General features: G+C 72.2%; 19 protein-coding genes. 13 read left to right on the top strand and 6 right to left on the bottom strand.

All coding sequences use genetic code 11. The features are described from left to right. Positions 1–138 precede the first annotated feature (138 nt). From bioB to ACWDX7_RS04885, 4 genes are all read left to right on the top strand, one after another. Positions 139–1398 (top strand): biotin synthase BioB, encoded by a 1260-nt coding sequence (bioB, locus tag ACWDX7_RS04900; RefSeq protein ID WP_451491917.1) that lies wholly within the window; start codon positions 139–141, stop codon positions 1396–1398. 190 nt (positions 1399–1588) lie between these two features. Beyond that, positions 1589–2821, top strand: a complete 1233-nt coding sequence (locus tag ACWDX7_RS04895; RefSeq protein ID WP_451491994.1) for an adenosylmethionine--8-amino-7-oxononanoate transaminase — start codon at positions 1589–1591, stop codon at positions 2819–2821. Positions 2822–2829: 8 nt separating this feature from the next. Beyond that, positions 2830–3588, top strand: a complete 759-nt coding sequence (gene bioD / locus ACWDX7_RS04890) for a dethiobiotin synthase (protein WP_451491918.1) — start codon at positions 2830–2832, stop codon at positions 3586–3588. A 242-nt stretch (positions 3589–3830) separates the two neighbouring features. Beyond that, positions 3831–4505 (top strand): class I SAM-dependent methyltransferase, encoded by a 675-nt coding sequence (locus ACWDX7_RS04885; protein WP_451491919.1) that lies wholly within the window; start codon positions 3831–3833, stop codon positions 4503–4505. A 13-nt stretch (positions 4506–4518) separates the two neighbouring features. Here ACWDX7_RS04885 and ACWDX7_RS04880 read toward each other — a convergent pair whose 3' ends face one another. Further along, a complete protein-coding gene (locus tag ACWDX7_RS04880) occupies positions 4519–4944 on the bottom strand; it encodes a GNAT family N-acetyltransferase (RefSeq protein ID WP_451491920.1) in 426 nt (141 codons plus the stop codon). Positions 4945–5169: 225 nt separating this feature from the next. On the opposite strand from ACWDX7_RS04880, the gene ACWDX7_RS04875 reads away from it, so the two are divergent. The 5 genes from ACWDX7_RS04875 (at position 5170) to mug (ending at position 10424) form a co-directional block, all read left to right on the top strand. Beyond that, the gene (locus ACWDX7_RS04875; protein WP_451491921.1) at positions 5170–6501 is read left to right on the top strand and encodes a hemolysin family protein; all 1332 of its coding nucleotides are present in this window, start codon (positions 5170–5172) and stop codon (positions 6499–6501) included. After that, the gene (locus tag ACWDX7_RS04870; RefSeq protein WP_451491922.1) at positions 6498–7517 is read left to right on the top strand and encodes a hemolysin family protein; all 1020 of its coding nucleotides are present in this window, start codon (positions 6498–6500) and stop codon (positions 7515–7517) included. Before ACWDX7_RS04875 ends, ACWDX7_RS04870 begins: the two co-directional genes overlap by 4 nt. A gap of 65 nt (positions 7518–7582) precedes the next feature. Then, a complete protein-coding gene (locus tag ACWDX7_RS04865) occupies positions 7583–8374 on the top strand; it encodes an SGNH/GDSL hydrolase family protein (protein WP_451491923.1) in 792 nt (263 codons plus the stop codon). A 71-nt stretch (positions 8375–8445) separates the two neighbouring features. After that, entirely contained in the window at positions 8446–9879 is a 1434-nt protein-coding gene (purB, locus tag ACWDX7_RS04860) for an adenylosuccinate lyase (RefSeq protein ID WP_451491924.1), read from the top strand. Further along, positions 9876–10424, top strand: a complete 549-nt coding sequence (mug, locus tag ACWDX7_RS04855) for a G/U mismatch-specific DNA glycosylase (RefSeq protein WP_451491995.1) — start codon at positions 9876–9878, stop codon at positions 10422–10424. Before purB ends, mug begins: the two co-directional genes overlap by 4 nt. Before the next feature lie 101 nt (positions 10425–10525). On the opposite strand, the gene ACWDX7_RS04850 is transcribed toward mug, so the two are convergent. From ACWDX7_RS04850 to ACWDX7_RS04840, 3 genes are all read right to left on the bottom strand, one after another. Then, the gene (locus ACWDX7_RS04850) at positions 10526–10963 is read right to left on the bottom strand and encodes a hypothetical protein (RefSeq protein ID WP_451491925.1); all 438 of its coding nucleotides are present in this window, start codon (positions 10961–10963) and stop codon (positions 10526–10528) included. Positions 10964–11003: 40 nt separating this feature from the next. Further along, positions 11004–11756: an ABC transporter permease subunit gene (locus ACWDX7_RS04845; RefSeq protein ID WP_451491926.1), complete on the bottom strand. Its 753-nt coding sequence runs from the start codon at positions 11754–11756 to the stop codon at positions 11004–11006. A 75-nt stretch (positions 11757–11831) separates the two neighbouring features. After that, complete coding sequence (locus ACWDX7_RS04840) at positions 11832–12746, bottom strand: ATP-binding cassette domain-containing protein (protein ID WP_451491927.1); 915 nt, start codon at positions 12744–12746, stop codon at positions 11832–11834. 107 nt (positions 12747–12853) lie between these two features. Here ACWDX7_RS04840 and ACWDX7_RS04835 point away from each other — a divergent pair, with 107 nt between their 5' ends. The 3 genes from ACWDX7_RS04835 (at position 12854) to ACWDX7_RS04825 (ending at position 15940) form a co-directional block, all read left to right on the top strand. Further along, positions 12854–14029, top strand: coding sequence for a sensor histidine kinase (locus ACWDX7_RS04835; RefSeq protein WP_451491928.1), 1176 nt, complete (start codon positions 12854–12856; stop codon positions 14027–14029). 4 nt (positions 14030–14033) lie between these two features. Next, complete coding sequence (locus ACWDX7_RS04830) at positions 14034–14684, top strand: response regulator transcription factor (RefSeq protein WP_451491929.1); 651 nt, start codon at positions 14034–14036, stop codon at positions 14682–14684. 98 nt (positions 14685–14782) lie between these two features. Beyond that, the gene (locus tag ACWDX7_RS04825; protein ID WP_451491930.1) at positions 14783–15940 is read left to right on the top strand and encodes an ROK family transcriptional regulator; all 1158 of its coding nucleotides are present in this window, start codon (positions 14783–14785) and stop codon (positions 15938–15940) included. Between the two features lie 430 nt (positions 15941–16370). Here ACWDX7_RS04825 and ACWDX7_RS04820 read toward each other — a convergent pair whose 3' ends face one another. Next, entirely contained in the window at positions 16371–16772 is a 402-nt protein-coding gene (locus tag ACWDX7_RS04820) for a hypothetical protein (protein ID WP_451491931.1), read from the bottom strand. Between the two features lie 97 nt (positions 16773–16869). After that, the gene (locus ACWDX7_RS04815; protein ID WP_451491932.1) at positions 16870–17646 is read right to left on the bottom strand and encodes a GntR family transcriptional regulator; all 777 of its coding nucleotides are present in this window, start codon (positions 17644–17646) and stop codon (positions 16870–16872) included. A 299-nt stretch (positions 17647–17945) separates the two neighbouring features. Here ACWDX7_RS04815 and ACWDX7_RS04810 point away from each other — a divergent pair, with 299 nt between their 5' ends. Continuing rightward, positions 17946–18824, top strand: a complete 879-nt coding sequence (locus ACWDX7_RS04810) for an alpha/beta fold hydrolase (RefSeq protein ID WP_451491933.1) — start codon at positions 17946–17948, stop codon at positions 18822–18824. Positions 18825–18922: the final 98 nt, after the last annotated feature.

Raw genomic sequence — 18922 nt, 5'->3', positions numbered from 1 at the left:
TGTCGGCAGTCCACAGATCTGCCCGACCCTAGCCGCCGCGAGGTGAGCGTCAGGTGTGGCGATACACACACTCCCATCCGGCCATGTTGTGCGATCTCTCCTTGGCCGGGAGTGGTGGTGTGGTCCAGGATCGGCGTCATGGACCTGCTGAACACCCTGGTGGACAAGGGGCTGCGGCGCGAGCTGCCGACCCGCGAAGAGGCTCTCGCCGTACTGGCGACTTCCGACGACGAACTGCTCGACGTGGTGGCCGCGGCCGGCAAGGTGCGCCGCCAGTGGTTCGGCCGCCGGGTCAAGCTGAACTACCTGGTCAACCTGAAGTCGGGCCTGTGCCCGGAGGACTGCTCCTACTGCTCCCAGCGCCTGGGATCGAAGGCCGAGATCCTCAAGTACACCTGGCTGAAGCCGGAGGAAGCCTCTCAGGCCGCCGCCGCGGGTGTCGCGGGCGGCGCGAAGCGCGTGTGCCTGGTGGCGAGCGGCCGCGGGCCCACGGACCGTGACGTGGACCGCGTCGGCAAGACGATCGCGGCGATCAAGGAGCAGAACGAGGGCGTCGAGGTCTGCGCCTGCCTCGGCCTGCTCTCGGACGGCCAGGCGGAACGGCTGCGCGACGCGGGGGCGGACGCCTACAACCACAACCTCAACACGTCCGAGGCCACGTACGGGCAGATCACCAAGACCCACACCTACGCGGACCGGGTCGATACCGTACAGAAGGCGCACGCCGCCGGTCTGTCGGCCTGCTCCGGTCTGATCGCGGGCATGGGCGAGAGCGACGAGGACCTGGTCGATGTCGTCTACTCGCTGCGGGAGCTGGACCCGGACTCGGTGCCGGTCAACTTCCTGATTCCCTTCGAGGGGACCCCGCTCGCCAAGGAGTGGAACCTCACCCCCCAGCGGGCCCTGCGGATCCTCGCGATGGTGCGCTTCGTCTGCCCCGACGTCGAGGTCCGGCTCGCCGGCGGGCGCGAGGTGCACCTGCGCACGATGCAGCCCCTGGCGCTGCACCTGGTCAACTCCATCTTCCTGGGCGACTACCTGACCAGTGAGGGCCAGGCCGGTCAGGCGGACCTGGACATGATCGCGGACGCCGGGTTCGAGGTGGAGGGCGCCGGTACGTCGACCCTCCCCGCGCACCGGTCGGACGTGGAGGCGGCCCGGGCCGCGGGCGGCGGCTGCGGTTCGCACGGCGCGGACACGGGCGCCTCGGTATGCGGTTCGGGCGCGGCTTCGGTGGATGCCCCGGCGGCGGGCGGCTGCGGTTCGGCCTGCGGCGGCTGCTCCGGGCACGCGGAGGCGGCGCCCGCAGCGGCGCAGGCCGGCGCGGGGGAGGCCCGGTCGGACCTGGTGGCGGTACGGCGCCGCGGCGCGGGGACGGATCTCGCCCCCAATGCCTGATCTGCCTGACCCGTTTGGTTTGCCTGACCCGTCTGGTCTTTCTGATCCGTTCGATCTGCCCGGTCCGTCTGATCCGCACCACGCGTACGAGCCGCAGGCCGAGCCGACCGCGACCCCGCCCGGCGGCGTCGCGGCCGGCGCCGAGTTGCTCGCGCTGGACCGGCAGCACGTCTGGCACCCGTACGGCCCGATGCCCGGGCGGCAGGAGCCGCTGGTCGTCGCCTCGGCCGCCGGGGTCCGGCTGCGGCTGGCCGTCCCGTCCGAGGGGCGGGACGAGCTGGTCGACGGCATGTCGTCCTGGTGGTCCGCGATCCACGGCTACAACCACCCGGTGCTGAACGAGGCGGCGACCGACCAGCTGGGCCGGATGTCGCATGTGATGTTCGGCGGGCTCACCCACGAGCCCGCCGTCCGGCTGTCAGCCAAGCTCGTCGAGATCACCCCGGCGGGACTGGAGCACGTCTTCCTCTCCGACTCCGGTTCGGTGGCCGTCGAGGTCGCGGTCAAGATGTGCCTCCAGTACTGGCGTTCGCTGGGCCGCACGGGCAAGACCCGGCTGCTGACCTGGCGCGGCGGCTACCACGGCGACACCTGGCAGCCCATGGCGGTCTGCGATCCCGAGGGCGGGATGCACGAGCTGTGGTCGGGCCACCTGCCGCGGCAGGTCTTCGCGGACGCGCCGCCCGGCGACTTCGACACCCCGGTGGACGCGGCGTACGCCGGGCACCTGCGCTCCCTGATCGCTGCGCACGCGCACGAGCTGGCCGCCGTCATCGTGGAACCGGTGGTGCAGGGCGCGGGCGGCATGCGGTTCCACAACCCCGGCTACCTGCGGATCCTGCGCGAACTGTGCGACGAGTACGGGGTCCTCCTCATCCTCGACGAGATCGCCACGGGCTTCGGCCGTACGGGAGCGCTCTTCGCCGCCGGCCACGCCGGGATCACCCCCGACGTGATGTGTGTGGGCAAGGCGCTGACCGGCGGCTACCTCAGCCTCGCCGCGACCCTCTGCACGGAGCGGGTCGCCGACGGGATCTCGCAAGGTGACGTTCCGGTGCTGGCGCACGGGCCGACCTTCATGGGCAACCCGCTCGCCACCGCCGTGGCCTCGGCCTCCATCGACCTGCTGCTCGGCCAGGACTGGGCGCGCGAGGTGAAGCGGATCGAGGCCGGCTTGCGCGAGGGCCTGGCGGCGGCCGCCGCCCTCCCCGGAGTCCTGGACGTCCGCGTCCTGGGAGCGATCGGCGTGATCCAGCTGGCTCGCCCGGTCGACATGGCCGCCGCCACCCGGGCGGCGGTCCGCGAGGGCGTCTGGCTGCGCCCGTTCCGGGACCTGATCTACACGATGCCGCCGTTCGTCGCGGGCGACGCCGACATCGCACGAATCTGCCGCGCGGCATGCGCCGCGGCGCGGGAAGGCTGAGAGCGTCGATGACCGTACTGATCGTCTCGGGCACGGGCACGGAGATCGGCAAGACGATCGTCACATCGGCGATCGCCGCCGCGGCGGTGGCCGCCGGGCGCTCGGTGGCGGTGCTCAAACCCGCCCAGACCGGCGTCGGCCCGGACGAGCCCGGGGACGCCGCGGAAGCGGTACGGCTGGGCGGCCCGGCGGTGACGGCGGTCGAGCTGGCCCGCTATCCGGAGCCGCTGGCCCCGGACACGGCGGCCCGCCGCTCAGGCCTTCCCACGCTCGCGCCCGCCGACATCGCCGAGGCGGCCGGGCAACTGGCCGCCGCACACGACCTGGTGCTGGTGGAGGGCGCGGGCGGGCTCCTCGTCCGCTTCGACGAGGCGGGCCACAGCCTCGCGGACGCGGCCCGGCTGTTGGGCGCCCCGGTCCTGGTGGTGGCTCCGGCGGGGCTCGGCACCCTCAACTCCGCCACGCTGACGGCGGAAGCCCTCCGGGCGCGGGACCTGACTCCGCTGGGCGTGGTGGTCGGCAGTTGGCCGGCCGTCCCCGACCTGGCCTCCCGCTGCAACCTCGTCGACCTCCCGAAGGTGTCGGGCATCCCCCTGCTGGGGGCGGTGCCGGAGGGCGCGGGAGGCCTGGCGCCCGCCGACTTCCGCGCCTCGGCGCCCTCCTGGCTGGCCCCGCCCCTCTCGGGCACCTGGTCGGCGGAGTCCTTCCTCGCCGCCTGGGCCCCACCGGCGTTCGCGGCGGGACCCTCCCGGCCCGTCGGCGTGTGAGCCGCGGCCTGGGCGGACCGGGCCCAGACCCGCCCGGGTGAGGCGGGGAGTACGGGGTGCGGCACACCGGCCGCCGCCGCGCGAGATCGGGAGTCCGGGCGTGGCGGGTCCGGGCCTCGTACCGCCAGGCCGCCCGGCGTCGCGGGCCCCGCAGCCACCCGGCGGGCGCACCGCAGGGATGAGGCGCCGCAGCCCGGGCATCCTGGAGGTACGGGTATGTCCGCCGCTCCCGGAGGTCCGCCATGCCGCTGCGCACGAAACCGGCCCTGCCCCGCGATCCGGTCCACCATCCGCTCTTCGCCCGGTTCTACGCCCGTGCCAGCGTCGCCGCCGAGACCCGCGGCGGCATCGCCGCCCTCCGCCGCGAACTGCTGCACGGCGTCAGCGGCCGCGTCATCGAGATCGGCGCGGGCAACGGGCTCAACTTCGCCCACTACCCCCGTGCCGTCTCCGAAGTGGTCGCCGTCGAACCGGAGCGCAGCCTCCGCCACCTCGCGACCAGCGCCGCCCGGCGCGCCGAGGTCCCGGTGGACGTCGTACCGGGCGCCGCCGAGGCCCTCCCGGTCAAGAGCGAGGCCTTCGACGCCGCCGTCGCCTCGCTCGTGCTGTGCACCGTCCGGGACCTGCCCCGCTCGCTCTCGGAGCTGCACCGGGTGCTGCGGCCCGACGCCGAGCTGCGCTTCCTGGAGCACGGCCTCGCTCCCGGTCCCGGCATGGCGGCCGTCCAGCGCGCCCTGGACCGGACCGTCTGGCCCCACCTCTTCGGCGGCTGCCACACCGCCCGGGACCCGCTCGCCTCGATCGAGGCCGCCGGTTTCAGGATCGTCTCGCAGCGCAGCTTCCGGCTGCCCGAGCGCGGTCCGGCCTTCCCCACCTCGTACTGCGTGATCGGATCGGCCCGCCGTTCCCCCGAGTGAGCGTCCCGGGCCCTCAGCCGCCGAGCGGCTTGACCCATCGGGTCCAGTGGTCCTCGGGCCCGTATCCGGCCGCGTCCCACGCGCGGTGCGCCTGCTCGTTGCGGTCGAGCACCATGGCGTCCCCGCGGCGGCCGCCGAGCGCCCTGAAGCGCTCCTCCGCCACGGCCAGCAGCGCCGCCCCGATCCCCCGGCGGCGGTGCCCGGGGTGCACGGCGAGCCGGTAGAGGTGGCAGCGCCACCCGTCGAAACCGGCGATGACGGTGCCGACCAGCACGCCGTCGTGCCGGGCGAGCAGCAGTGCGTACGGGTCGCGCTCGTGGAGCAGCTCGACCCCGGCGAGGTCGTCGCTGATACTCGTTCCCTCGGCGGCGGTCTTCCAGAAGTCCAGAACGGCGCTCAGCTCGGCCGCCGACGCCGGACCGATGTCAAGATCACTCATGTCCCGGATCCCATCATCCGGGTGCCTCCGCCAAGGAAATGATCCGGCCTCTTTGCGTTTCCTTTACTATGGCGGGTAATAGTTCCTCACGAACGACTCGAACGTCTCGAATGAAAGGTGTGAGCGTCCGCCCATGGGCGAGCCTCCCAGTCCCCGGCCCTGCCGACCGCGACATCGCGCGATACCCCTCCTCCTGGCTGATCATGGGACGGAGGTGAGGGACCGATGATCGAAGTGCTCCTGCTCGTCGTGGCGCTGCTGCTCTGCCTTGCCTGCGGAGTCTTCGTCGCGGCGGAGTTCTCGCTGACGACCATCGAGCGCAGCGAGCTCGAACGAGCCGTCGAGCGCGGTGAGCGGGGGGCCGACAGTGCCTTGGCCGCCGTCCGCAGCCTGACCTTCCAGCTCTCCGGAGCCCAGCTCGGCATCACCGTGACCGGCCTGATCATCGGCATGATCTCCAAGCCCTCGATCGCCGCGCTGCTCCAGGGACCCTTCAAGTCCATGGGGCTGTCGGCCGGGGCCGCCTCCTCCACCGCCCTGGCGCTGGGCACCGTCCTGTCAACCATCGTCCTGATGGTCGTCGGCGAGCTCGTGCCCAAGAACTGGGCGATCTCCTCGCCGCTGGTGATCGCCAAGCGGGTGGCCACCATGCAGCGGGTGTTCAGCCGCGCCTTCCGGCCGCTCATCGGCCACCTGAACACCACGGCGAACCACATGGTGCGCCGCTTGGGCATGGAGCCGGCCGACGAACTGGCCTCCGCGCGCACCCCGCAGGAGCTGGTGGCGCTGGCCCGGCACTCCGCCCGGGCGGGAGCGCTGGAGAAGGACACCGCCGAGCTGTTCGTGCGGACGCTGAACCTCGCCGATCTGACCGCCGAGAATGTGATGACCCCGCGCGTGCAGGTCACCGCCCTGGACGTGCAGACCACCGCCGAGGACGTCGCCAACGCGACGCTGGCGACCGGCCTGTCGCGCTTCCCGGTCTACCGGGGCAGCCTCGACACCGTCGTGGGCATCGTCCACATCAAGGACGTGGTGGCGCTGCCCGCCGAGGACCGCCGACGCCATCCGGTGGCGCAGCTGCTGCGCGAGCCGCTCCTCGTACCGCAGTCGCTGACCGTGGACCGGCTGCTGGACCGGCTGTCGGGGAAGCAGACGATGGCCGTGGTCATCGACGAGTACGGCGGCACGGCCGGTGTGGCCACCCTGGAGGACATCGTGGAGGAAGTCGTCGGCGAGGTCCGCGACGAGCACGACCCGCACGAGACCCCCGACCTGGCTCCGGCCGGTACGGATCCCGCCGGGCGCTCGCTGTACTCGGCCGACGGCGCCGCTCGCACCGACCAGCTGGAGCGGATCGGGCTGCGGGTGCCGGAGGGACCGTACGAGACGCTGGCCGGTCTGATCGCGACCGGCCTGGGCCGGATCCCGGTCGTCGGCGACAGCGTGGAGCTGGACGGGTGGGACCTGGAAGTGGTGGACGCCGGTGGTCGTCGCGCCGCCCGGGTCCTGCTGCACATGCCGGCTGAGAACCAGGGTGGGGAGAAGACCCGATGACCGCGGTCCAGTTGCTGATCGGCTTGGCGACCCTGCTCGTCAACGCCTTCTTCGTCGGTGCGGAGTTCGCGCTGATCTCCGTCCGGCGCAGCCAGATCGAGTCGTACGCCGACCGGGGCGACCGGCGGGGCCACGCCGTCCTGTGGGGTCTGGAGCACGTGTCGGCGCTGATGGCGGCGGCGCAGCTGGGGATCACCCTGTGCACCCTGGTGCTGGGTGTGGTGGCCGAACCGGCCATCGCGCACCTGCTGACCCCGCTGTTCGACCTCTTGGGCGTACCGGGCGGGCTGACGCACGCGATCTCCTTCGTGGTGGCGCTGGCACTGGCGACGTACCTGCACATGCTCTTCGGCGAGATGGTCCCGAAGAACGTGGCGCTGGCCGAGCCGGTGCGCACCGCCCTGCTGCTGGGGCCGCCGCTGGTGGCCGTCACCAGGGCGCTGCGGCCGGTGATCTTCGCGATCAACGCCTTCGCCAACGCGCTGCTGCGGCTGCTGCGGGTGGATGTGAAGGGGGAGGTCGCGGCGACCTTCTCGTACGACGAGCTGGCGCGGATCGTCAAGGACTCCAGTGAGGCGGGGCTCTTGGACGACCGGGCGAGCGAGCGGCTGCACGACGCCCTGGCACTGGGCCAACGGCCGGTCACCGATGTGGTGCTGCCGGCGGACCGCGTGGTTCCGGCCCGGGAGGGCATCACTCCGGCGGGGCTGGAGCGGCTGTCGGCCGCGTCCGGGTACTCCCGCTTCCCCGTGATCGACGCCCAGCAGAAGATCCTGGGCTACCTGCACGTCAAGGACGCGCTGGAGGCCGAGGACCGGGACGCGCCCTTCCCGCTGTCGGCTCTGCGGCCGATCGCGCAGGTGCGGGCGCAGACCCCGCTGGACGACGTGCTGACCGCCATGCGGCGCAGCCGTACGCATCTGGCGGCGGTGCTCGGCCCGGACGGCGCCATGACGGGGCTGGTGACGATGGAGGACGTCCTGCGCGAGCTGTTCGGCAGGCCGGCGGTCGCGTAGCCGGCGCGTGAGGTGCGGTCCCGGCCCTGCCGCGTAGGCATACCGCGCGGTAACATCGCTCCCTCATGGAAATGAATGCCTCATACACCAGTCTTGTCGCGGTCGGCGACTCCTTCACCGAGGGCATGTCGGACCTGCTGCCGGACGGCTCCTACCGCGGCTGGGCCGACCTGCTGGCCGCCCGGCTCGCCGCGCGCGAGCCGGGCTTCCACTACGCGAACCTCGCCGTGCGGGGCAAGCTCATCGGGCAGATCGCCGAGGAGCAGGTGCCGGCGGCCGCGGCGATGCGCGCCGACGTGGTGACCCTGGTGGGCGGGCTCAACGACGCGCTGCGCCCCAAGGTGGACATGGGCCGGGTCCGCGGCCACCTGGAGGCGGCGGTGGAACTCCTCGCGCCCTCCTGCGAGCGCCTCGTCCTGATGCGCTCCCCCGGCCGCAACGGGCCCGTGATGGACCGCTTCCGGCCCCGCATGGAGGAGCTCTTCGCGATCATCGAAGAGCTCGCCGCCCGGCATGGCGCCCTGGTGGTGGACCTGTACGGGGCTCCAGCGCTCGCCGACCAGCGCATGTGGGGCGTCGACCGGCTGCACCTGACGGCCGAGGGCCACCGCCGGGTGGCGGAGGCCGTCTGGCAGGCGCTCGGTCTGCCGCCGCAGGAGGACTGGCGCACCGGTCTGCCGGTCGCGGTGGCGCCGGGCTGGGCGGTACGCAGGGCGCAGGACCTGAGCTTCGCCCGGCAGCACCTGCTCCCCTGGGTCGGCCGCCGTCTGACGGGCCGCTCCTCCGGGGACGGCCGCCCGGCCAAGCGCCCCGAACTGCTTCCGTACGAGGAGGCGGCCCGCGAGCGGCTCTCGTAGCAAGGCACCATCAGGAGTGAAGCCGCCACCTGCGTGAACGCACAGCGGCAGCCCAAGTAGAATTCCTCCACGTGACAGCCAAGCCCCGCATCCCCAATGTCCTGGCCGGCCGCTACGCCTCCGCGGAGCTCGCCGTCCTGTGGTCCCCCGAGTACAAGGTGACGCTGGAGCGGCGGCTGTGGCTCGCCGTGCTGCGCGCCCAGAAGGACCTCGGTATCGAGGTCCCCGACGCGGCCCTCGCCGACTACGAGCGCGTCCTTGAGACCGTCGACCTCGCCTCCATCGCCGAGCGGGAGAAGGTCACCCGGCACGACGTGAAGGCCCGGATCGAGGAGTTCAATGCCCTCGCCGGCCACGAGCACGTGCACAAGGGCATGACCTCCCGCGACCTCACCGAGAACGTGGAGCAGCTGCAGATCCGGCTCTCGCTGGAGCTGGCCCGCGACCGCACGGTCGCCGTTCTCTCCCGCCTCGGCAAGCTCGCCGCCGAGCACGCCGAGCTGGTCATGGCCGGCCGCTCCCACAACGTGGCCGCGCAGGCCACCACCCTGGGCAAGCGCTTCGCCACCGCGGCCGACGAACTGCTGGTCGCCTACGACCGCCTTGAGGACCTGCTCGGCCGCTACCCGCTGCGCGGCATCAAGGGCCCGGTCGGCACCGCGCAGGACATGCTGGACCTGCTCGGCGGCGACACGGCCAAGCTCGCCGAGCTGGAGCAGCGGATCGCCGGCCACCTCGGCTTCGCCCAGGCCTTCACCTCCGTCGGCCAGGTCTACCCGCGCTCGCTGGACTACGACGTGGTCACCGCCCTGGTGCAATTGGCCGCCGCCCCCTCGTCGATCGCCAAGACGATCCGCCTGATGGCCGGCCACGAACTGGTCACCGAGGGCTTCAAGCCCGGCCAGGTCGGCTCCTCCGCGATGCCGCACAAGATGAACACCCGCTCCTGCGAGCGCGTGAACGGCCTGATGGTCATCCTGCGCGGCTACGCCTCGATGACCGGCGAGCTGGCCGGCGACCAGTGGAACGAGGGCGACGTCTCCTGCTCCGTGGTCCGCCGGGTGGCCCTGCCGGACGCCTTCTTCGCCTTCGACGGCCTGTTGGAGACCTTCCTGACCGTCCTGGACGAGTTCGGCGCCTTCCCCGCCGTCGTCGCCCGCGAACTGGACCGCTACCTCCCCTTCCTCGCGACCACCAAGGTCCTCATGGGCGCGGTGCGGGCCGGCGTGGGCCGCGAAGCCGCCCACGAGGTCATCAAGGAGCACGCCGTGGCCTCGGCCCTCGCCATGCGCGAGCAGGGCGCGGAACGCAACGAGCTGCTGGACAAGCTGGCCGCCGACGAGCGGATGCCGCTGGACCGGGCCCAGCTCGACGCCCTGATGGCCGACAAGCTGTCCTTCACGGGCGCTGCCGGTGACCAGGTCGCGGCGGTGAGCTCCCGTATCGAGGCGATCGCCAAGCAGCACCCGGAGGCCGCCGGGTACGCACCGGGGTCGATCCTCTGACCCCCGACGAGCTGTCCGCCGCCCGCGGCCGCGTCCTCCCGGACGTGGTCGCGGGGGGTCTGCGCGTCCTCTTCTGTGGCATCAATCCAGGACTCCTCTCCGCTGCGACGGGCCACCATTTCGCCCGCCCCGGCAACCGCTTCTGGCCCGTGCTGCACCTGTCGGGCTTCACCCCGCGCCGGCTGGCCCCCGCCGAACAGGACGAACTCCTCACCTACCGCCTGGGCATCACCAACGTGGTCGCCCGCGCCACCGCCCGCGCCGACGAACTGTCCGCCGAGGAGTTCCGCGAGGGCGGCCGCATCCTGACGGCCAAGGTGGAACAGCTGCGTCCGCAATGGCTGGCAGTGGTCGGTGTGACCGCATACCGCACCGCCTTCGGAGAGAGGAAGGCGCAGATAGGCCCCCAGGAGCGGACCATCGGCTCCACCCGTATCTGGGCCCTCCCCAACCCGAGCGGCCTCAACGCCCACTGGACGGCCGAGTCCATGGCCCACGAGTACGCCCGCCTCCGCGCCGCCGCCGAAGACCCCGCCGGCTCCTGACCCGTCCGCCCCCCCACGGCGGCGGTCGGTCTGCGCCCACCTTTCCTACGGCGGCGGTCGGTCTGCCCCTTTCCTCGGCGGCGGTCCGTGTGCGCCCCCGCCTACGGTGGGTCGATCACGGTGACTCCGGCCATCAACAGGTACGGGCCCTCGGCGTCCCACTGCGCCACGTACGCGACCACCCACTGCTCCTCGGCCCGCCACAAGCGGAGATGGTCGGTGGTGTTGCTCATCTCATGCCATGGCTGCGCTATCGCCTCCCCCTCCAGGGCCCGGTCCAGCGTCGAGGTCAGGCTGAACATCTGCGGCTCCCCCCACCGGCCGGTCAAGGCCTGTGCCAGGGACCCACACTCGGCGCCGATCTGGTCGGCCGCCTCCGTCCGTCCCGAACCGTCGTCGTCCCAGAAGTCACCCGTCCGTCCGAGCTCGACGAGGTGGTAGCCCGGGCCGCTGGTCCGGCCGCCGGACCTTTCCCGATCGGTGGGGAACTCCCGCGCCCGGAGCCGATCGATCGTGTCGAGATGCTCTGCCGTGGTCATATCGTCAGTATCCCGAGAGGCACTGACAGCTGGCGCGGCGTCACGCGGCCCGGCGCCGCACAGCGATCCAGCCGGCGACCAGCGCCGTAAGCGACCACAGGGCGGCCACCGCGAGCCCCGTCCACGGGCCGAGCGAACCCTGCGCCTCCATCCGCATGACCATCTGACCGGCCCGGTCCGGCATGAACTGGCCTGCTCCACCGACGACTTCACCAACCACGAACGGGACGATGAGGAGGAAGGGTATGAGCAGGCCCATCACCAGGGTGCCGCTGCGTGCCAGGGCGGTCAGGCCGGCGGAGAGCAGCGCGATCAGCGTCAGGTAAACACCGCTGCCGAAGACGGCCCGCACGGTGCCCGGATCGCCCAGGGCGAGGGCGTGGTCGCCCATGAAGGCCTGACCGGCCAGGAAGCTGACGAGCCCGGTGATCTGCCCGACGATGAAGGCGAGCCCGGCAATCATGGCGACCTTCGCGAGGTAGAGGCGAGTCCTGTTCGGCACGGCGGTGAGCGAGACCCTCAGGGCTCCGTCACGGAACTCACCGGCCAGAGCGGTGGCACCGAACGCGATGGCGGCTATCTGCCCGAAGTTGATGCCGTAGAAGGCCGCGAGTAGCGGATCGTCCCCCATCGCGTCCTCCTGCGCTGTGCCGAGCACCGCCGCCGTGAGGACCGTTATACCCGCGGTGGCGACGAAGACCGCGATGAGGGACCCGAGGACGGAACGGGCGGACCGTATCTTGATCCATTCCGAGTGCAGTACGGGGATGGTGGGCAGGGCGGCTGCGCTCATGGCAGGGCCTCCAGTCGGGGTGAGCTGGGTACGGGCAGGCAAGAGGGCGGGGACGATGTGGGACGAGGGGGTGGTTCAGGCTGCGGAAGAGGAGAACTGGACACGGTCGGCCGTGAGGTCGAGATACGCCTCCTCAAGCGACGCCCGATCGTCGGAGAGCTCCAGCATCGGGACGCCCTCGCGGGCCGCCAGAGCGCCCACCGCTTCGGCCCGTAGGCCCTCGACGGTCCAGCGGCCGCCCTCGGCCGCGACCAGATGGAAGCCGTCGCGGGCCAGCGCGGCCCGCAGACGGACCGGATCTGAGGTCCGCAGCCGCACACGTGGAGTACTGCTCGCGTCGATGAACTCCGCTATCGAGGCGTCGGCAAGCAGCCTGCCCTGCCCGAGCACCACCAGGTGGTCGACGAACGAAGCGGTCTCGGCCATCAGATGGCTGGAGACGAGGACCGAACGCCCATCGGCGGCCAGAGCGCGCAGCAGCTCTCGGATCCAGATGATGCCCTGCGGGTCGAGGCCGTTGGCCGGCTCGTCCAGCAACAGCACACCGGGATCGCCCAGGAGCGCCGCGGCGATGCCCAGTCGCTGACGCATGCCCAGCGAGAAGGTCTTGATCCGGCGCCGGGCCACCGACGCTATGCCGGCCTGCTCCAGGACCGCTTCCACCCGCTTTGCCGGGATCCCGTTGCTCACGGCGAGCGTGAGGAGGTGATCACGCGCCGTGCGCCCGCCGTGGGCAGCCTGCGGATCGAGCAGGGCGCCCACCGCGTGCAGGGGGTTGTGGAGTTCGGTGAAGCGGCGACCGCCGATGGTCGCCGTGCCCGAGGTGGGCCGGTCCAGACCGAGCAGCAGCCGCATCGTCGTGGATTTGCCGGCGCCGTTGGGGCCGAGGAAGCCGGTCACCCGGCCGGGCAGGACATCGAAGGTGAGGTGGTCCACGACACGTGTGGTGCCGTAGTCCTTGGTCAGTTCGCGGATCTCGATGCGGTTCATGTCTCAAGATTCGCGACCCGGCCACCCTCCTTCCTCCCCCATGCGAGGGTGGCGTCTCCCCCACGTGGGGGAGACGTCCGTGACCTGGTCGCTGCCACGATGGAAGCATGTACCGACTGCTCCGTGCCCCGTTCCTGCCGGTGACGTACTCGCGCTGGCTGCACCTGTGCGTTCCGCTGCTCCTGCTGGCCATCTGGATGTACATCATGCCCACGCAGCCGTGGGTGCCCTTGCTGATCGTCATACCGTTCGGCTTCGTGCCGTGGGTGCGGCTGGCCGAAGGACTGCAGGCACAGCTGCTGCTGACGCCGCATGACCGGGGCTCCGCCGACAGCGTCATCAGCACGGCCCCGTCGGTGCGCTGGGGCGACCGGTGGCGGACGGTGTTATGGCTGGAGATACGGCTGGTCATCTCCGGAGCGGCCATGTTCGCGACCGTGTGGCTGCCGCTCATGTCGGTCGAACTCATCGTGGCGGCGCTCGGATCCTCCCTGACCGATGACCCTGTGGTGCCCTTCACTCCGCCGCGCTGGGCAGCGGCCCTGCTCGCTCCGGTACCGCTGGTCGTTCTCATCCTGCTCGTGGTCCTGCTGGGTGAGGTGATCACCGCCATCGCCCAGCGGTTGCTGGGTCCTTCGGCGGTGGAGCGGCTCAGCGCGCTGGAGGCGCGCACCGAGCAGCTGCTGGAGCGCAACCGGATGGCGCGGGAGCTGCACGACTCGATCGGCCACGCGCTGACCGTGGCGGTCGTGCAGGCCGGCGCGGCGCGGGCGGCGGCCGACCCTGACTTCACGGACCGGGCGCTTAAAGCGATCGAAGAGACGGGCAGAGCCGCACTGGAGGATCTGGAGCGGGTCCTGCTCGTACTGCGGGAGTCGGCGCAGCCTCCGTCGGAGCGGCCGACGCTGGTGGAGGCGGACCGGCTGCTGGAGGCGGCCCGGGCCTCGGGCGCCCTGGTGGACGTGCGGCTGACGGGGGCCCTGGAGAAGCTGCCGGGACCGGTCACCCGGGAGGGGTACCGGATCCTGCAGGAGGCACTCACCAATGTGCTGCGACACTGCGGCCCCGTACCGGTTCGAGTGCGCGTGGAGATGGCCGTGGGTCGGCTGGACCTGGAGGTGACCAACCCGCTGCCGGAGCGGCCCGCCGTCACGGTCGGCGGCGGGAGCGGTCTGCGCGGTATCCGGGAGCGGGCCGCGCTGCTGGGCGGGGACGCGGAGAGCGGGCCGTATGAGGGCGGTTGGAGAGTGCTCGCCCGGCTTCCGCTGGACCGAATACGCTGACCGGATGCCGGTTACCGTACTGCTCGTCGATGACGAGCCCCTGGTGCGCGCGGGTCTGCGTGCCGTCCTGGACGCCCAGCCCGATATCGAGGTGGTGGGTGAGGCGGCCGACGGGGCGTCCGTCGTCCCCCTCGTACGGCAGCTGAGACCGGATGTGGTGGCGATGGATGTACGGATGCCGCTCCTCGACGGGATCGAGGCCACCCGGGCGGTGCTGCGGACGGTGGACTCTCCGCCGAAGATCCTCGTGGTGACGACCTTCGAGAACGACGAGTACGTCTACCAGGCGCTGCGGGCCGGCGCGGACGGGTTCCTGCTGAAGCGGGCCAAGCCCTCGGAGATCGTGCACGCGGTCCGGCTGGTGGCGGAAGGGGAGACTCTGCTCTTCCCGGCTGCCGTACGGGCCTTGGCCGCCGAGTACGGGAACCGGCAGGCGCGGTCCGTGCTGCGGCGGGCCGCACTGACCGAGCGGGAGGAGGCCGTCCTGCGGCTGATGGCACGGGGACTGAACAATGTGGAGATCGCCGCTGAGCTGATCGTGGGCACGGAGACGGTGAAGTCGCATGTGAGCGCGATTCTGGCGAAGTTGGGTGCACGCGACCGCACCCAGGCGGTGATCATGGCGTATGAGTCGGGCTTCGTCGCCCCGGCCTGAGAGAGGGTGTTTCCGGCCTATGGGGGGCTGCTTCTCGCCGCCGCACCGGGTGCGCAGTACGATCCGCCTGACAGGCTAGCCAGCTGGGAGGACACACGTTGGGGCAGCTGACCGGCGGGGACCCCTCTCTGCTCCGGCGGATCAATTCAGCCGTGGTGCTCCGGGCGCTGCGCGCGGCCCAATCGCCGACACTCACCGACCTCACCCGCGTGACCGGGTTGTCCCGACCGACCGTCGAAGGGGTCGTGGAGGGGCTGATCGCAACCGGGCTCGTCGCCGAGGCCGACGCGGAGGAAGGCGCACGGCGGCAGGGGCGGCCGGCCAGACGATTCCGGTTCCGGGCCGAAGCGGGCCACCTGCTCGGCATCGAGATCGGCTCCCACCGCGTCGCGGTGCTGCTGTCCGGGCTGGACGGGCGGGTGATCGGCGCCGGTACCAAGGAGGTCGCCGAGGCGGCAACCGCGGACGAACGGCTGGACCGGGTGCGGGCCGCGGTCGCCGACCTGCTGCGGCGGGCCGGCGTACCGCGCGACTCCCTCCGGGCGGTCGGGGTGGCCAGCCCCGGGATCGTGGAGGCCGACGGAACGGTCCGGCTCGGGACGGCGCTGCCCGGCTGGACCGGGCTGCCGCTGGGGGAGCGGCTGCGCCGCTCGTTCCGCTGCCCCGTACAGGTGGAGAACGACGCCAATGCGGCGGCGGTCGCCGAGCACTGGAAGGGCTCCGCACGGGACACCGATGACATCGTCTTCGTGATGGCGGGGCTGAGCCCCGGAGCGGGTTCGCTGATCGGCGGCCGGCTGCACCGGGGCTTCGGCGGAGCGGCCGGAGAGATCGGCGCGCTGCACCTGCTGGGCCGCGAGGTCACGCCGGAGAAGCTGCTGTCGACCACCGGGGAACCGCTGCATCCGCTGGACGAGCCGGCGGTCGCCGAGGTCTTCGCGATGGCCAAGCGGGGCGACCGGCGAGCGGTGGCGGCAGTGGAGCGGTTCCTGCAGCGGCTGGTGCACGACGTGGCGGCGCTGGTCCTGGCGCTCGATCCGGAACTGGTGGTGGTGGGTGGCTGGGCGGCCGGCCTGGACGGCGTCCTGGAACCGCTGCGCCGGGAGCTGGAGCGCTACTGCCTGCGCCCGCCGCGGGTGGTGCTGTCCCTGCTCGGCGAGGCCGCCGTGGCCACGGGAGCGCTCCGGCTGGCGATGGACCACGTCGAGGAGGAGCTGTTCGCGGTGGAGAGGACCGTCACGGCCCGCCGCCGCTGAGGCTGCGGCTGCGGCCGCCGCTGAGGCTGCGGCTACGGCTGAGGCTGCGGCCGCGGCTGCGGCTGCGGCTGCGGCTGCGGCTGCGGCTGCGGCTGCGGCTGGTGAGGTTCGAAGAAGTCCCCGCCCTCCGCCAAGGGGGTGGACGCAGTCGCTCACTTTGATTCCCCACCCACGGCGTGCTGACCGCAGCGGCGAAGCGGCACGGCCTCTGCGTGAGGTGCGGGAAGTGGCGCCGAGAGCGATCACTGCCGTTCACTCGGCCCCGGGTCGGGGGAGACAGTCGGCGACCGCCGCCCCGCGGCCGCGCCGGAGCGGACGACACCTCCGCCTGGAACGGTTCCCGTAGTCCCTCCGGCACCATCCGCTTACCTCGTCACAAGCTCAGACCATCGACTGACCCACACGAGACGACCTCTCACTCGCCCAGGCTTCAACGGCCGTACGGTGGCGCCGGCCTTCCTGGGCGAACTGCCGTACACGTGGCCGTTTCCTCCCGAGGGGTGGGGAAGCCGAGCAGGCAGCGATCCGCGGAGACGTAGCCGGGCCCCATGCACTCCTCCACGGCGGCGGACGCCGACTTGCCGAACGGGATGACGAGGGCGTCGGGGGTCACCTTGAGTTCCGCGCCGAGCACCTGCGTGGTGCACGCCTGCACGATGGGCACCGGGCGACCGACCCAGGCCGACGCAGACACCGACAGGAAGCACCCTGTCGACCGTCCCACGCGCCGCCACGGCAGTGCCGGAATCACGATGAACCCGACGCCTGGGAATGTGGGATGGTGGGGGCCGTCGGCCAGCGCCACGAAGACCCGGCCCACCGGTTCGTGCATCAGCGTGAGCGGACCGACAGCCGCCGGTTCAGTCGCACCCGCCGCCCGCGGCCACACGCCGCGCCAGCCCCCGACGCCTTGATCAGCCGGACGGGTCCTATGAGGCGACGCGGGGGGTGTGGGTGATCTCGACGTTGCCCGAATCGCCGAAGGTGAGGCGGCAGGTGTCGGCGCGGTAGGTCGCCACCGAGACCGCCGCCGTGCCCGCGGCGGTGAAGTAGCGGCTGGTAACCAGCAGCACCGGGGCGCCGGGCAGGCGGTCCAGCTCCTTGGCGTCGTCGGCGCGGGCGGAGCCGAGCTCCACCGAGCGGTCCTGGCCGTGCAGGGCCAGCCGCTGGAGTTCACGCAGGACGGCGCGGGCGCGGGCGGGTCCCGCCGGGGATTCGATCGCGGGGAGGCCGGGCACGGAGGCGGCGGGCACGTACAGCAGTTCGGCGGCGATGACCTGGCCCTGCGTGACACGGGTCCGGCGCACCACGTGGACGGGCTCGCCGGCGGCGAAGCCGGCTCCCGTACCGGTGCCGAGGAGCTTCAGGACCGCGGCGGGCGGCAGCGCCTCCGCCGCGTCCACCGGCTCCCAGCCGTCGACGCCCTCCCCGGGCCAGCTGTGCTGCGCGGTTCCGACGGCGACGCCGACGCGCGGCGGGGCGACGGTGGTGCCGACGCCGCGGCGGCGCTGCAGGCGGCCTTCGAGTTCGAGCTGTTCCAGGGCCTGGCGCAGGGTGGCACGGGCAACTCCGAAGCGAGCGGCGAGCTCGCGCTCGTTCGGCAGCACCTCGCCCACGGCGAAGTCCTGGTCGAGCGCCTCACTGAGGACGGTCTTGAGGTGCCAGTACTTCGGCTCCGGCACCGTTTCGAGCTGCGTGGTCCCCACCCTGACTCCTCCTGCCATCGCCGCACTCGCCCTGTTCCGGCGGCAGTTCCGCGCCCTTGTTTATGAAAGGTTCTTGCACTATCCCTGCGACGATAGGACGGCGCTTCCCCCTTGGTCAAGACCAATGCTCTCCCCTTGCCGGGCAGATCGGGGCATATGTATCAAGCCGTTCACTGGATGTTCTCGCTCCGCCTGAAGGCTCGCAGTCAAGGGCTGGTCAAGGGCTACCGGACGGTAGTCATGGCGGTGGTTCGCCTGACAGCCTGTCTCCCACGCGTCCCCCGACGAGGAGCAGCAGCATGACCGCCACGATCTCCTTCCCGATCGATTCGCCGCTGGGCCCCCGCACCGCCACCGCCGCCTACGAGCGCAAGGGTTCGGGCGAACCGATCCTCCTGCTGCACGGCATAGGCCATCACCTCCAGGCCTGGCATCCGGTGACCGGCATCCTGGCCGCCGAACACGATGTCATCGCCGTCGATCTGCCCGGCTTCGGCGCCTCCCAGCCGCTGCCCGAGGGTGTCCCGTACGACTTGGCCACCGTCGCCCAGGCGCTCGGGGCCCTCTGTGCCGCCCTCGGTGTCGAGCGCCCGCACGTCGCGGGCAACTCCCTCGGCGGGTTGCTCGCGCTCGAAATGGGCCGCGGCGACCTCGCCCGCTCGGTCACCGCCCTGTCTCCCGCCGGGTTCTGGACGGAGGGCGAGCGCCGCTACGCCTTCGCCACCCTCCTCGCGATGCGGGCCGGGGCGAAGGCCCTGCCCCTGCCCCTCCTGGAGCGCCTTTCGCGCAGCGCCGCCGGGCGGGCCGCCCTCACCGGCACCATCTATGCCCGCCCCGCCCGCCGTACGCCGGGGGCCGTCGTCGCCGAGACCCTCGCCCTGCGCGATGCCACCGGCTTCGAACAGACCCTGGCGGCGGGCGCTTCCGTACGGTTCACCGACGATGTGCCCGGCCTGCCGGTCACCATCGCCTGGGGCACCCGGGACCGGTTGCTGCCGCGCCGTCAGGGCGTGCGCGCGAAGCACACCGTCCCCGGCGCGCGCCTGATCCGGCTGCCGGGCTGCGGACACGTCCCGATGAGCGACGATCCGGCGCTCGTCGCCCGCGTGGTTCTGGACACGGCGCGGAGCACCAGCCTCCGGGCGCTGGGCGCGGACGGCACCCGCCGGGCGGCCTGAGCCGCTGACGGTTGTTCACCCGCGGTTGGCGCGGGAGACGCGGGCGGGCCGGTGTGCGGCGGCACGCTGGTCCGACCCGTCCTCGCCACCCCCTGGAG

The organism is Streptomyces sp. NPDC003034 (assembly GCF_053591375.1).
The sequence above is the reverse complement of the archived record's forward strand: the minus strand, read 5'-3'. Positions and strand labels throughout refer to the sequence as shown.

Bases quoted from the DNA above. Each gene is read 5' to 3' on its own strand.
- ACWDX7_RS04845 (WP_451491926.1), bottom strand. From the start codon at position 11,756: ATGAGCGCAGCCGCCCTGCCCACCATCCCCGTACTGCACTCGGAATGG.
- ACWDX7_RS04865 (WP_451491923.1), top strand. From the start codon at position 7,583: ATGGAAATGAATGCCTCATACACCAGTCTTGTCGCGGTCGGCGACTCC.
- bioB (WP_451491917.1), top strand. From the start codon at position 139: ATGGACCTGCTGAACACCCTGGTGGACAAGGGGCTGCGGCGCGAGCTG.
- ACWDX7_RS04820 (WP_451491931.1), bottom strand. From the start codon at position 16,772: ATGCACGAACCGGTGGGCCGGGTCTTCGTGGCGCTGGCCGACGGCCCC.
- bioD (WP_451491918.1), top strand. From the start codon at position 2,830: ATGACCGTACTGATCGTCTCGGGCACGGGCACGGAGATCGGCAAGACG.
- ACWDX7_RS04840 (WP_451491927.1), bottom strand. From the start codon at position 12,746: ATGAACCGCATCGAGATCCGCGAACTGACCAAGGACTACGGCACCACA.
- ACWDX7_RS04835 (WP_451491928.1), top strand. From the start codon at position 12,854: ATGTACCGACTGCTCCGTGCCCCGTTCCTGCCGGTGACGTACTCGCGC.
- ACWDX7_RS04850 (WP_451491925.1), bottom strand. From the start codon at position 10,963: ATGACCACGGCAGAGCATCTCGACACGATCGATCGGCTCCGGGCGCGG.
- ACWDX7_RS04875 (WP_451491921.1), top strand. From the start codon at position 5,170: ATGATCGAAGTGCTCCTGCTCGTCGTGGCGCTGCTGCTCTGCCTTGCC.
- ACWDX7_RS04830 (WP_451491929.1), top strand. From the start codon at position 14,034: ATGCCGGTTACCGTACTGCTCGTCGATGACGAGCCCCTGGTGCGCGCG.
- ACWDX7_RS04810 (WP_451491933.1), top strand. From the start codon at position 17,946: ATGACCGCCACGATCTCCTTCCCGATCGATTCGCCGCTGGGCCCCCGC.
- ACWDX7_RS04895 (WP_451491994.1), top strand. From the start codon at position 1,589: ATGCCCGGGCGGCAGGAGCCGCTGGTCGTCGCCTCGGCCGCCGGGGTC.
- ACWDX7_RS04870 (WP_451491922.1), top strand. From the start codon at position 6,498: ATGACCGCGGTCCAGTTGCTGATCGGCTTGGCGACCCTGCTCGTCAAC.
- ACWDX7_RS04880 (WP_451491920.1), bottom strand. From the start codon at position 4,944: ATGAGTGATCTTGACATCGGTCCGGCGTCGGCGGCCGAGCTGAGCGCC.
- ACWDX7_RS04885 (WP_451491919.1), top strand. From the start codon at position 3,831: ATGCCGCTGCGCACGAAACCGGCCCTGCCCCGCGATCCGGTCCACCAT.